At 56.6% G+C, this 13,466-nt stretch carries 12 protein-coding genes; 7 read left to right on the forward strand and 5 right to left on the reverse strand.

Going from position 1 to position 13,466, the window contains the following annotated elements; translation table 11 throughout:
* Nucleotides 1-49: 49 nt before the first annotated feature.
* Entirely contained in the window at nt 50-952 is a 903-nt protein-coding gene (locus DK510_RS07740) for a LysR family transcriptional regulator (RefSeq protein ID WP_109311671.1), read from the reverse strand.
* Between the two features lie 104 nt (nt 953-1,056).
* Here DK510_RS07740 and DK510_RS07745 point away from each other — a divergent pair, with 104 nt between their 5' ends.
* Nucleotides 1,057-2,556 carry a CoA-acylating methylmalonate-semialdehyde dehydrogenase gene (locus DK510_RS07745; RefSeq protein WP_058271513.1) on the forward strand — a complete coding sequence of 500 codons (1,500 nt, stop codon included), beginning with the start codon at nt 1,057-1,059 and terminating at the stop codon, nt 2,554-2,556.
* Between the two features lie 66 nt (nt 2,557-2,622).
* On the opposite strand, the gene DK510_RS07750 is transcribed toward DK510_RS07745, so the two are convergent.
* Nucleotides 2,623-3,408, reverse strand: coding sequence for an EF-hand domain-containing protein (locus DK510_RS07750; protein WP_160116483.1), 786 nt, complete (start codon nt 3,406-3,408; stop codon nt 2,623-2,625).
* Nucleotides 3,409-3,659: 251 nt separating this feature from the next.
* Between DK510_RS07750 and DK510_RS07755 the strand changes: the two genes are divergently transcribed.
* Complete coding sequence (locus DK510_RS07755) at nt 3,660-4,259, forward strand: L,D-transpeptidase (RefSeq protein ID WP_108858717.1); 600 nt, start codon at nt 3,660-3,662, stop codon at nt 4,257-4,259.
* Between the two features lie 52 nt (nt 4,260-4,311).
* Here the strand turns inward: DK510_RS07755 and DK510_RS07760 are convergent, their stop codons facing one another.
* Complete coding sequence (locus tag DK510_RS07760) at nt 4,312-4,788, reverse strand: fasciclin domain-containing protein (protein ID WP_109311673.1); 477 nt, start codon at nt 4,786-4,788, stop codon at nt 4,312-4,314.
* Nucleotides 4,789-4,859: 71 nt separating this feature from the next.
* Nucleotides 4,860-5,711 (reverse strand): class I SAM-dependent methyltransferase, encoded by an 852-nt coding sequence (locus DK510_RS07765; RefSeq protein ID WP_109311590.1) that lies wholly within the window; start codon nt 5,709-5,711, stop codon nt 4,860-4,862.
* Between the two features lie 140 nt (nt 5,712-5,851).
* Here DK510_RS07765 and DK510_RS07770 point away from each other — a divergent pair, with 140 nt between their 5' ends.
* The 5 genes from DK510_RS07770 to DK510_RS07790 all read left to right on the forward strand — a co-directional run bounded on the left by DK510_RS07770 (nt 5,852) and on the right by DK510_RS07790 (nt 10,581).
* Nucleotides 5,852-6,967 (forward strand): carboxylate-amine ligase, encoded by a 1,116-nt coding sequence (locus DK510_RS07770; protein WP_109311591.1) that lies wholly within the window; start codon nt 5,852-5,854, stop codon nt 6,965-6,967.
* A 117-nt stretch (nt 6,968-7,084) separates the two neighbouring features.
* Nucleotides 7,085-8,227: an acyl-CoA dehydrogenase family protein gene (locus DK510_RS07775; protein WP_109311592.1), complete on the forward strand. Its 1,143-nt coding sequence runs from the start codon at nt 7,085-7,087 to the stop codon at nt 8,225-8,227.
* A 7-nt stretch (nt 8,228-8,234) separates the two neighbouring features.
* On the forward strand, nt 8,235-9,275 hold the full coding sequence (locus tag DK510_RS07780) for an enoyl-CoA hydratase/isomerase family protein (RefSeq protein WP_109311593.1): 1,041 nt from the start codon (nt 8,235-8,237) through the stop codon (nt 9,273-9,275).
* 3 nt (nt 9,276-9,278) lie between these two features.
* On the forward strand, nt 9,279-10,151 hold the full coding sequence (gene mmsB / locus DK510_RS07785) for a 3-hydroxyisobutyrate dehydrogenase (protein ID WP_109311594.1): 873 nt from the start codon (nt 9,279-9,281) through the stop codon (nt 10,149-10,151).
* A 97-nt stretch (nt 10,152-10,248) separates the two neighbouring features.
* Nucleotides 10,249-10,581: a hypothetical protein gene (locus DK510_RS07790; RefSeq protein ID WP_109311595.1), complete on the forward strand. Its 333-nt coding sequence runs from the start codon at nt 10,249-10,251 to the stop codon at nt 10,579-10,581.
* Nucleotides 10,582-10,590: 9 nt separating this feature from the next.
* Here the strand turns inward: DK510_RS07790 and uvrA are convergent, their stop codons facing one another.
* Nucleotides 10,591-13,449, reverse strand: a complete 2,859-nt coding sequence (uvrA, locus tag DK510_RS07795) for an excinuclease ABC subunit UvrA (protein WP_109311596.1) — start codon at nt 13,447-13,449, stop codon at nt 10,591-10,593.
* Nucleotides 13,450-13,466 lie beyond the last annotated feature (17 nt).

Below are 13,466 nucleotides of genomic sequence, written 5' to 3' on the forward strand. Positions count from 1 at the left end.
CCGAAATAATGTCCTGTTTTCCAAAGCGTTGCCGGAATGCTTAAACCTGTCAAGGTGACACTTGAGCCTCAAGCCGCTCAACCTCTTCCCGAATACCCTGCGTCAAGGCCTGCGCAAACCGGTTCAACCTTTCATTCCGCTGATCGCCCTGATGTCGCACCAGGTGAAAACTCCGGGTCAAACTCACCTGATCCGTCAGGATTTTCTGCAGGTTGGGATGAAACGGCAAGGTGAAGTCATGCGCAACACAAACCCCCGTCCCAAGCGTGGCCTGCCGCAGCTGAACCGACACCGAATTCGATGCAAGCGCGACACGGTCAACGCCGATATCCACTAGATAATCCAGCTCGCGGTCAAAGATCATATCCGGAATGTAGCCAATCATGCGATGGCCACTCAGGTCCTGGATCGAACGGATTGCCGGGCAAAAGGCCAGATAGTCGCGCGTCGCAACAAGGTGCAGTTTGTAATCGGTGATTTTCTGGACCAGAAGGCTCCCAGCTGTTGGTGCACTGACCGTCACCGCCATATCAGCCTCGCGCCGGGACAGGTTGATCACGCGCGGCAGGGCCAGGATCTGAATATCCAAATCGGGGTTTGCATCACTGATTTTCGCGCAGACCTGCGGCAAAAGGTAATTGGCCGACCCGTCCGGCGCGCCAATCCGTATTTGTCCGCTGAGCGTTTTCGACGTGCCCGCCATTGCACCCGCCGCCGCGCGCATCGCCTCTTCGGCTTTTAGCCCGTGTTCCATCAGGCGCTCACCTGCAGCGGTCAAAAGGTAGCCTTGTTGCGACTTGGTAAACAGGGGGGCTTCCAATGAGGCTTCTAACCGGGCGATCCTGCGTCCAACCGTGGCGGGGTCGATCTTCAACTGCCGCCCAGCAGCCGAAAGGCTTTCTTCGCGCGCGACGGCCAGAAAGACCCGCATATCATCCCAGTTTGGTGTCACGCCCTGCCCTTTGCATTTTTGCAAAATATCTTTGGGACATTGCCTCTGTTCAAGCAATTTATGCAAGCCTATTGTGCGCACAAACGCATCGGAGGAGATCTGCAATGACCGAGCTGTCCCATTTCATCAACGGCGAGAATGTCGCCGGAACCTCAGGACGATTTGACGACGTCTTTAACCCCGCCACTGGCGAGGTTCAGTACAAGTGCCCGATGGCAAGTGCTGCCGAAACCACGGCGGCAATCGAAAGCGCAGCCGCTGCGCAGCTTGCCTGGGGTGCAACCAATCCACAGAAACGCGCACGTGTCATGATGGCCATGGTTCACCTGATGAACCGCGACATGGACAAGTTGGCCGAGGCGCTCAGCCGCGAGCATGGCAAAACCATCCCAGACGCCAAGGGCGACTTGCAGCGCGGTCTGGAAGTGATCGAATACTGCATCGCCGCACCGCAGATGCTGAAGGGTGAGTTCACCGACAGCGCAGGCCCTGGCATCGACATGTACTCCATGCGGCAGCCGCTGGGTGTTGTGGCCTCGATCATGCCGTTCAACTTCCCGGCAATGATGCCGCTGTGGCACGTAGGCCCTGCCCTAGCCTGCGGCAACGCCGTGGTTCTGAAACCGTCCGAGCGTGATCCATCCGTGCCGTTGATGCTAGCAGAGCTGTTTGTCGAAGCCGGCTTGCCCAAGGGCGTCTTCCAGGTCGTCAACGGCGACAAAGAGGCCGTGGACACTCTGCTGGACAGCGATACCATTCAGGGCGTGTCCTTCGTTGGGTCGACCCCGATCGCGCAGTACATCTATTCCCGCGCGACTGCGAACGGTAAGCGCGCGCAGTGTTTCGGCGGCGCCAAGAACCACATGATCGTCATGCCTGACGCGGATCTGGATCAGGCTGCCGACGCGCTGGTCGGTGCCGGGTTTGGCGCGGCGGGCGAACGCTGCATGGCCATCTCGGTTGCTGTGCCCGTTGGCGAAGAAACAGCCGACGCACTGATCGAAAAGCTGATTCCGCGCGTAGAAAAGCTGAAGGTCGGCCCCTACACCGCCGGCGATGACGTCGACATGGGCCCAGTTGTAACCGGTGCTGCCAAAGAGCGTATTCTTGGTCTGATCAACTCGGGCGTAGAACAAGGCGCGAAGCTGGTTGTTGATAACCGCGACTTCAGCTTGCAGGGCTATGAGGACGGCTTCTTTGTCGGCCCGCACCTGTTCGATAACGTGACGCCTGAGATGGACATCTACAAGCAAGAGATTTTTGGCCCAGTTCTGTCGACCGTGCGCGCAGGCTCTTATGAAGAAGCGCTGAAACTGGCGATGGACCATGAGTACGGCAACGGCACTGCAATCTTCACGCGCGATGGCGACACTGCGCGCGACTTTGCCAGCCGTGTGAATATCGGCATGGTCGGGATCAACGTTCCGATCCCGGTTCCGCTGGCCTACCACACCTTTGGCGGCTGGAAGAAATCCATGTTTGGTGACCTGAACCAGCACGGTCCGGACAGCTTCAAATTCTACACCCGCACGAAAACCGTTACGGCCCGTTGGCCGTCGGGCATCAAAGAAGGTGGCGAATTCAACTTCAAAGCGATGGACTGATTTCCCACCCAAACAAATTCAAAAGGCCGCCCCGTTGGGCGGCCTTTTTCGTTGCGCGGCGAGGGGTCAGTTCTGTAAAAATTCGCGCAATGTGACTCTGCCATCAAAATCCGCGTCAAACTCGGCCATGACCATCCGAAGCTCGTGCGCATGGATACAAGCTTTGGCAATGCCTTCGATCTTGTCGCTTTCAACCATGGTCAAGCATTCGGCCGACAGCGGCTCATCCATTTCCGGATCGGGGAACTCGATGAGATCCCGCACTTCCATGGCCACAAATTCATCCGGGGACACCACGCCATTTTCGTCGGCATCATATTCGAGAAACTCCACCGCCCGCTCTGCAAGATAGAAGATTTCGAATTCAGAATATTCGACGTGTCCGTCTGCGTTGGAATCCGCCCGATTGATCTCCTCAGCTGCAATAGCTTCTGGTGTGCAGGATTCTTTTGCCGCTTCACAATCATCCCCGACGATGAGGCCCTCATCTTCCGTCAGGAATTGGTACAATTCCGGTTCAGTAATCACCCCATCCCCGTCGCGATCCAACTCGGCAAAGAAGATCCGCGCCATAGGCGTTGCTTGTGCAGGTGTTTGGGCAGACCCCCAATAAAGACCAGCCAGTAACAGGACCGGCAGCAGATAGAGCGTCTTGGGGGCAAAACGGCTGAGCGTTCGAATGGGCATTTCATCTTCTCCAACTGTGTCTGGTGAAGGCCCTGCCAGCTCGCGGTCGATCACACCACGCACGAGTTCGCTCATCGACGATCCGCGCTGTTCGCTCAGATCTGCCAACTTGCTTTTCAACTCATAAGATACGCGAATTTCCAAGGTTTCCGATTTCTTGGTCATATCGTGCGGTCTCCGAACATCTGTGGGCCTGTCCCCTGGAATTGGAGCAGACATGCCCGAAAAAATACCCCAAGCCGTGTCCCGCAAACAGCAAAAACCTGTCCGGACACCGAGTATTCCCCCGTCCGGACAGGCAATAAACTGCGTCAAATGTGTAAATCTCACGGAAAATTTAAGCCAAGCATCTGGCCCTGAGGGAAAGCAGTTACTAAATTGCCCGAAACCATAGAGCATTCCTTCAGGAGGCATCCGTGTCCAGTTCCCGTATTAATCGTCGTACCGCCTTGCTGGGTGCTGCGTCCGTCCTAGCGACGCCGACGCTTCTGCGCGCCCAAAGCTCAGATGCTTTCCCAACAACAGAAGAGGCGATCAGCACGCAACTGCCGGTGCGCCGCAATGTCTCGTCCTTCTCGCAACAGAATTGGCAGGACCATTTTGACCAGCTGGGCGCAGGGGCTTTGCTGGCCGATATCACAAGCCGCGCGGTGCACTATTGGGGGCCCGATGGCACCTACAAACTGTACCCCAGTTCGGTACCGATGAGCGAAGAGCTGACGAAGCGCGGTTATACCAAGGTTGTGCGCAAAGCCGAGAACCCAAGCTGGACACCGACCGCATCAATGCGCGAGCGTGATCCGCTTTTGCCAGTGCGTATGGAAGGTGGTGAACCAGGCAACCCGTTGGGCACCCGTGCAATGTATCTGGGCTGGCCAGCCTATCTTGTGCACGGCACCCACGATACGCGAAAAATCGGGCGCCAAAGCTCGTCCGGGTGCATCGGCCTGTACAATCAACATGTCGAGGAATTGTTTCCTCTTGTCCAGGTCGGGACCCAGGTCAGACTGGTTTGACGACAAAGCCCCGGCCATGAGGACCGGGGCTTTTTCATGAAACAAAAATATCTTATTCCGGCAGGATCACAGCGTCGACAACGTGGATCACGCCATTGCTGGTCTCAATATCGGCCTGAATGACTTCGGCACCGTTCACTTTCACGCCGTTCTTTGCATTTACGCTCAGGCGATCGCCTTGCACGGTCAGAACCTTGGCGCGCTTGCCAGCGATGTCACCGGACATCACCTTGGCGGGAACCACGTGATAGGTCAGTATTTCGACCAGTTGGTCTTTGTTCTCCGGCAACAGCAGTGTTTCCACCGTACCGTCGGGCAGTGCCGCAAAAGCTTCATCAGTTGGTGCGAACACTGTGAACGGTCCGTCACTTTTCAACGTGTCGACAAGACCCGCAGCCTGAACAGCGGCGACCAATGTGTTGAAGGAACCGGCTGATACTGCGGTATCCACGATATCTGCAGCCTGTGCTTTTACAGGCAGTGTCAGTGCAATTGCGGCGGCGGCGCCCATAAACGTACGACGAAACATGGCTGTCATCTCCTCTCCAGCTAGTTATGAAAAGGGGTACGGGCTCTTAGTCGCGCCGGATCACTAACAGATCAATTTTCTTTGACCTGAACCCATATGCTTTGGGCGCGACCGTCTTTCAAAAATTGCAAGGATTCGACCGCATCGGGGCGATCCTGTTGAAGGTAGTATCCGGGCCAAAGCATTGAATATGCACCAGATTGCAGGAGTGCATGCAGCATGTACTGCTCACCCCAGCCCGGGCAATCATAAAAGAACCGTTTGGGATATTCATAAGGCAGAAAAACATCGTGCACATGAATGACCACACCGGGTTTGAGCGCCGGAATGATGCGGCAAAACAGGTGCGCGACGTCATTGCTCATGCGAACAACGTGGCTGGAATCGATGAACAATACGTCACCGGATTCGAGTTGCTCGAACAGCGCCGGATCGACTTCTTCCAGACGTTTTTGTTCGAACTCATCCACCACATGCGCGATATCTGCCCGTGGATACGGATCGATTGCGGACACCTTTGTCTGAAATCCGCCGTCAATTATCGCCTGCCGGGTCACACGGGTCGAGTTTCCGCAACCTACCTCGATCACCCGCTTGGGTTTGAACCTGCGTATCATCAGATACAGCGCATCCGCGTCCGGGCTGTCGTAATACCCATTGTTGATACGATAACCGGTCTTGTTGCGCGCCGGGTCTTTAAGAGCTTCCAGAGAAGTAGAGTGTTCTTGGTATTCCGACACCAATTGAGTGATATCGAACCCTTCCATCCCCGGAGACAGAGCATAGGCAGGTCGGGTCAGACCCCCTGCACGTTCAAATGCCTCAAGGCGCGCGCGTTCGTCCCGTTCGGTCACTTTGTCGATCAGTTTCACACCAAACCGATCAAGCGCGGCGTTCAGCCGTGGGAATTTCCTTGGTTTCACGGGGGGGCTCCGGGTTTGCTGACGGTCTAGACGCCTCCTTACCTGTGCGCATGGGGGCTTCGCAAGAACCCAGCTGGCAAACACTTGGCAAAAAGACAATTTCCGTATTCACTGGTCAGAACACAGTTGCGAGGGCCGGAATGCAGCAGGAATTTACGCTGGGCATCGAAGAAGAGTATCTGTTGGTTGATCGAGACAGTCTGGAACTCGCCGAAGCGCCTGCCGCGTTAATGGAAGCCTGCCAGGCCGATTTTGAAGGACAGGTCAGCCCCGAATTCCTGCAATGCCAGATCGAGGTCGGTACGCGGCCGCATGTGACCATCAGCTCTGCGCGCGAGGATCTGAAACGCTTGCGGTCCTGTGTTTCGAAACGCGCCGCCGAGCACAACCTTGCCCCAATCGCTGTATCCTGCCACCCCTTTGCCGACTGGAAAAAGCAGCAACATACGCGCAAAGACCGATATGACGCGCTCCAACACGCGTTGGGCGGAGTGGCGCGGCGTATGCTGATCTGTGGCATGCATGTCCATATCGGGGTGGCCGATTCAGCCTTGCGCGCCGACCTGATTCCGCAGCTGTCCTACTTTTTGCCGCATCTCTTAGCCTTGTCGACGTCATCGCCATACTGGAACGGTGAGGACACAGGTCTGTCTTCGTACAGGTTAACGGTATTTGACAACCTGCCCCGGACCGGTCTGCCCCCGATCTTTTCCGGCTGGTCCGAATATGAACGTACTACGGGCGTTCTGGTCGAACTGGGCGTGATCGAAGACACCACGAAAATTTGGTGGGATTTGCGACCGTCGCACCAATATCCAACGCTGGAAACCCGGATCATGGACGTGCAGCCCCGCATGGAGCATGCACTTTCACTGGCCGCAATGGTGCAGGCGTTAACGCGCATGCTTTGTCGCTTGAAAGACCGAAACCTCAGGTGGCGACAATACGATCGGTTCCTAATTGGCGAAAACCGCTGGCGTGCGCAGCGCTATGGCGTTGGCGAAGGGATGATTGACTTCGGTGATCGCTCGATCAAACCTATGCCGGAACTCATGGGCGAACTGATGGGCTTACTCGCGGAAGATGCCGAAGCTCTGGGCACCATGACCGAGTTGGCCAAACTACATCAGATTGCCCAGAACGGCACCTCGGCCACCCGCCAGCGCCGCGTACATGCCGAGGCAGCGGCAAAAGGCGATGACCCTGGCAAGGCTGTTGTTCAGCACTTGATTGACGAATTCCATCAAGACCTCTGAACCTTGGCACGTTTTCCCACACAAGAATGTGCCAGTGATTGCTGGCCGTGCAAAATTTCTGTAAGGATTGGGAAATAAACACTCGTTCAATTCATCGGGCAGCATGGGAGGCAAGCCATGGATTTCGCAACGACCGAAGAGCAGAATGCGATCTTCGACATGGCCCATGATTTCGGGCAGGAAAACATCGCTCCATATGCCCGCCAGTGGGAGGCTGAAGGCACCATCCCCAAAGACCTTTGGCCGCGCATTGGTGAGCTGGGTTTCGGCGGCCTTTATGTTTCTGAGGACAGCGGCGGTTCTGGCCTGTCTCGTCTGGACGCTACGCTTGTGTTCGAAGCTTTGTCGATGGCCTGCCCCTCTGTCGCGGCCTTTCTGTCGATCCACAACATGTGCGCCAAGATGCTGGACAGCTTTGGGAGTGACGAGCTGAAATCCCGCATCATGTCCAATGTTCTAAGCTTGAACACCGTGCTCAGCTATTGCCTGACCGAGCCCGGCTCAGGTTCTGACGCAGCCGCTTTGAAAACCCGTGCTGAACGCACGAACGAAGGCTATACCCTGAACGGCACCAAGGCTTTCATCTCGGGTGGCGGGTATTCGGATGCCTATGTCTGCATGGTGCGCACCGGTCAGGATGGGCCCAAGGGCATTTCGACAGTTTATGTCGAAGATGGCACCTCCGGCCTTAGCTTTGGCGCGCTTGAACAAAAGATGGGGTGGAAAAGCCAGCCTACGGCGCAGGTGCAGTTCGACGATTGCAAGATCCCTTCCGACAACCTTGTCGGTGTCGAGGGCGACGGTTTCAAATACGCGATGAAGGGGTTGGATGGCGGGCGCCTGAACATCGCGTCCTGTTCTCTAGGTGCCGCACAAACCGGGTTGAACATGACACTGCAATACATGTCCGAGCGGAAGGCTTTCGGGCAGTCCATCGACCAGTTTCAGGCCCTTCAGTTCCGTCTGGCAGATATGGAGATCGAATTGCAGGCCGCCCGGACATTCCTGCGTCAGGCGGCGTGGAAACTGGATCAAGGCGCGCCGGATGCAACAAAGTTCTGCGCTATGGCCAAGAAATTTGTGACCGAAACGGGATCGAAAGTGGTGGATCAATGCCTGCAATTGCACGGCGGCTATGGTTATCTGGCCGACTATGGCATCGAAAAACTTGTACGCGATCTGCGCGTGCATCAGATATTGGAAGGCACGAACGAGATCATGAGGGTCATCGTTGCCCGCCAGATGGTCTCTCAGCGCTGAGGACTTTATGTCAGACGTCTATATTCGCACAGCAGGCCGTGCCGGTCGTATCACCCTAACCCGGACCAAGGCGCTGAATGCGCTCAGCTATGATATGTGCCTGGCTATCGACACCGCCCTGCGCAATTGGCGTGAGGATGACGCGGTGGATCTGATCATTCTGGATGCCGAGGGCGACAAGGCCTTTTGCGCGGGCGGTGACATTGCCGAGCTTTATGAGACCGGAACCAAGGGCGATTTTGAATACGGCCGAAAGTTCTGGCGCGATGAGTACCGCTTGAATGCTCTGATCTTCGAATACCCAAAGCCAGTAGTCAGCTTTCTTCAGGGATTCACGATGGGTGGTGGCGTCGGCATCGGGTGCCATGGCAGCCATCGCATCGTGGGTGAAACGTCGCAAATCGCCCTGCCCGAATGCTCGATCGGTTTGGTTCCGGATGTCGGCAGCACGCTGATGCTGGCACTCGCACCCGGACGGTTAGGTGAATACCTCGGCACAACCGGGCATCGCATGGGGCCAGCCGATGCCATTCTGGCCGGTTTCGCAGATCATCACATTCCGATCCAGCAATGGTCTGATCTGATCGACATGCTTGAAGCATCCGGCGACGCCAGCATTCTTGAAAGCCATTCCGACACGCCGCCCGAAGGTTCGTTGGTCGCAATGCAAGATGCAATTGAGACGGATTTCGGGGGCGAAACGCTTGGAGATATCCAGAACAGCCTGCGCAACTCGAACAATGACGCCGCCACTTACGCGCTGAAATTGATCGGGCGCAATTCACCACTCTCCATGGCCTGCACGGTCGAGATGCTGCACCGTCTCCGCACTCCAAACCTGACCATGCGCAAGGCGTTGGAGCTGGAGTATCGCTTTACCTATCGCGCGATGGAACACGGGGACTTTCTGGAGGGTATCCGGGCGCAGATCATCGACAAGGATCGCAACCCGAGCTGGCGCCATCAGAACCAAGACATACCGGCTGTCGCTGTTTCAAAGATGCTACAACCTTTGGGCGCGAACACGCTGACTTTTGAGGAGGATTAAGGAATGAAAATCGGGTTTATCGGTCTGGGCAACATGGGCAATCCGATGGCGGCCAACCTTGCCAAAGCAGGGCATGATGTCAGCGGCTTTGATATGGCGGATGTCACCGTGCCGGGTGTCACTATGGCCAGCTCCGGCCCTGAAGCCGCGGCCGATGCCGACATCGTCGTGACCATGCTGCCGAACGGACAGATCCTGCGGGCGGTGGCAAATGAGATCATTCCCGCCATGAGACCCGGCGCGGTCTGGATCGACTGTTCGACGGTCGATGTAGACAGCGCCCGCGCCGTTGCCGAGCAAGCCAAGGAAGCGGACGTTCTCGCAGTCGACGCCCCGGTGTCGGGCGGCATCGGCGGTGCGGCAGCGGGTACGCTGACTTTCATGGCCGGCGGTAGCGACGCGGCGTTTGAAAAGGCATCGCCGCTGTTCGACATTATGGGTCAGAAAGCCGTGCATTGCGGCGAATCCGGTGCTGGTCAAGCGGCCAAGATTTGCAACAACATGATCCTGGGCGTAACTATGATCGCCACCTGCGAAGCCTTTGCGCTGGCCGACAAGCTTGGGCTAGACCGGCAAAAGATGTTTGATGTGGTCAGCACGTCTTCGGGCTATAGCTGGACGATGAACGCCTATTGCCCTGCCCCAGGTGTCGGCCCTGCAAGCCCCGCGGACAACGACTATCAGCCCGGTTTCGCGGCCGAGCTGATGCTAAAAGATCTGCGGCTCAGCCAGCAAGCGGCAGAAAGCTCGGACGCAGACACGCCCATGGGACAGGTTGCAACAACGCTTTATGAGAAATTCGTCGAATCCGAAGACGGGCTGGGCAAGGATTTTTCCGCCATGCTGCCACGTTTTGAAAACCGTACCCGGAGCTAGTCGCCACAGGGTGGCGACTTCCTGCCCATCGGGTTGACCGGCGGATAAACAGCGGCCATCTGTTTCCTAACCGCGCTTTAACGCGAAAGGAAACACGATGTCGCGAATTCTGTCTGTTACTTTGACCATTGTCGCGCTTTCATTGAGTCCGGCTACTGCAATGGCTGGGAACGGAAAGAGTAAGGCGGGTCATTGCCCGCCAGGCTTGGCAAAAAAAGCAGTGCCCTGTGTTCCGCCGGGTCAGGTAAAAAACCTGTACAACAAAGGCGACTATATCACGCGTGACTATCGCTGGATCAATGATCCCTACCGCTATGGTCTGAATCGCGGCGGATCCTACATTCGCGCCGGCGATTACGTTTATCGTGTCGACCCCGAAACGCAAAAGGTGCTGAACCTGATCGGCGCAGTGGCAGATATTCTTTACTAAAGAACGGCACTATTCCGCAGCAACGCGCGCACCGTCCAACATCGGCTTGAGATACCTACCGGTATGGCTGCGGTCGACCTCGGCCACATTCTCGGGTGTCCCGGTTGCCACGATCTCACCACCGCCATCGCCGCCTTCCGGGCCGATATCAATGATGTGGTCGGCGGTTTTGACGACATCCAGATTGTGTTCAATCACAACGACCGTATTGCCCTGATCGACCAGTTCATGTAGCACCTCCAACAACTTGCGCACGTCTTCGAAATGTAGGCCAGTGGTTGGTTCATCCAGAATATACAAAGTCCGCCCGGTCGAGCGTTTGGACAATTCCTTTGAAAGCTTAACGCGCTGCGCCTCGCCACCCGAAAGTGTGGTCGCCTGCTGCCCAACCTTAATATAACCAAGCCCGACCCGCGCCAGTGCGTCCATTTTATCGCGGATCGACGGCACGGCCTTAAAGAACTCCTGCGCGTCTTCGACGGTCATATCAAGGACATCGGCGATAGACTTGCCTTTGAACTTGATCTCCAGCGTTTCGCGGTTGTATCGCGCGCCCTTACAGGTTTCGCAGGTGACGTAAACATCGGGCAAGAAATGCATCTCAATCTTGATGACGCCGTCACCCTGACAGGCCTCGCAACGACCACCCTTGACGTTGAAGCTGAACCGTCCGGGCTTATAGCCGCGCGCCTTTGCCTCGGGCAGACCGGCAAACCAATCGCGGATCGGCGTGAAGGCCCCGGTGTAAGTCGCTGGATTTGAACGCGGAGTTCGCCCGATAGGACGCTGGTCAATGTCGATGACCTTATCCAGATGCTCCAACCCTTTAATGGTTTCGCAGGGCGCCGGCGTTTGCCGCGCGCCATTCAGACGCATGGAGGCAGTTTTGAACAGCGTCTCAATCGTAAGCGTCGATTTTCCGCCGCCCGACACCCCGGTAACGCAGACGAACTTGCCCAACGGGAAATCCGCGGTCACGTTTTTCAGGTTGTTCCCGGTCGCTTTGACAACCGTCACCTTCTTTTTGTTCCCTTTGCGTCGCTCAGCCGGGACCGAAATCTCGCGGGTCCCCGACAAATATTGCCCGGTCATTGAGGCCGCATCAGCCGCGATCTGGTCAGGCGTTCCCTTACTGACAACTTGACCGCCATGCACGCCAGCCCCTGGCCCAATGTCAAAAACATAATCCGCCTCGCGGATTGCTTCCTCGTCATGCTCGACGACAATCACGGTGTTACCCTGATCACGCAGATTCTTGAGCGTTCCAAGCAAGCGGTCGTTGTCACGCTGGTGCAAACCGATGGACGGTTCATCCAGAACGTACAAAACTCCTGTCAAACCAGATCCGATCTGGCTGGCCAGACGAATGCGCTGGCTTTCACCACCAGACAAGGTACCACTTGAGCGGGACAGCGTAAGGTATTCCAAACCAACGTTATTCAGAAATCCCAGCCGCTCGCGGATTTCCTTGAGAATGGCGCGTGCGATTTCGTTCTTCTGGACACTTAGATGGTTCGGTGCATCTTCGATCCAGGTCAAGGCCTCGCGGATCGACATCTGAACAACCTGCCCGACATGCGCGCCTGCGATCTTAACCGCCAGCGCCTCGGGACGTAGGCGATAGCCTTCACAGGCACCACAGGGTCGGTTGTTCTGATACCGCTCAAACTCTTCACGGATCCACGCGCTGTCGGTCTCGCGATAGCGGCGTTGCATATTCGGGATCACGCCCTCAAAGCTGCGGGTGACCTGATAGACCCGCCCGCCTTCATCATAGCGGAATTGGATTTCTTCGTCGCCGGAACCGCGCAGAAACACTTGCTGCACCTTTGGCGGCAGGTCCTTCCACGGCGTGTTCTTGTCGAACTCATAGTGTCGGGCAATCGCTTCGATGGTCTGCAGAAAGTAAGGCGACTTTCCCTTGCGCCAGGGCGCCAACGCCCCGTCGTACAGTTTCAAGGTCTGGTCCGGAACCACAAGGCGTTCGTCAAAGAACAGCTCGACACCCAGACCATCACAATCCGGACACGCCCCGAACGGAGCGTTGAACGAAAACAAACGGGGTTCGATTTCAGGAATGGTGAAGCCGCTGACCGGGCAAGCAAAGTTCTCGCTAAACGTGATCCGTTCCGGATCGCCCTCACGCGGCGCGGTTTCGAGAACGGCGATACCGTCGGCCAAGTCCAAAGCAGTACGCAAACTGTCGGCCAGCCGGGTCTCCATCCCTTCGCGCACGACAAGGCGGTCGACAACGACATCAATGTCATGGCGATACTTCTTGTCCAGCGTGGGCGGTTCATCCAGCTCGTAGAATTCTCCATCGACCTTCACGCGTTGGAAGCCCTGCTTGCGCAGTTCGAGGAATTCCTTTTTGTATTCGCCTTTGCGGTCGCGCACGATGGGGGCGAGCAAGTATCCGCGTGTCCCCTCCTCCATCGTCATGATGCGGTCGACCATGTCCTGAACCTGCTGCGCCTCAATCGGCTGCCCAGTGGCCGGGCTGTACGGCGTTCCGGACCGGGCGAATAACAAGCGCATATAGTCATAGATCTCGGTGACCGTTCCGACGGTCGAACGCGGGTTCTTGGACGTTGTCTTCTGTTCGATCGAGATGGCTGGTGACAGGCCGCTGATGTGATCCACATCCGGCTTTTCCATCATGTCCAGAAACTGGCGGGCATAGGCTGACAAGCTTTCAACGTAACGACGCTGGCCCTCGGCATAGATCGTGTCGAAAGCCAAAGACGACTTACCAGACCCCGACAGCCCGGTGATCACCACAAGCTGATCACGTGGGATGTCCACGTCGATACCTTTGAGGTTATGTTCGCGCGCACCGCGCACTTCGATATTCTTCAGCTCAGCCATTTTTGGCCCCCAACACA

The sequence above is a fragment of the Ruegeria sp. AU67 genome (genome assembly GCF_900312795.1).
Lineage (GTDB): Bacteria > Pseudomonadota > Alphaproteobacteria > Rhodobacterales > Rhodobacteraceae > Ruegeria > Ruegeria atlantica.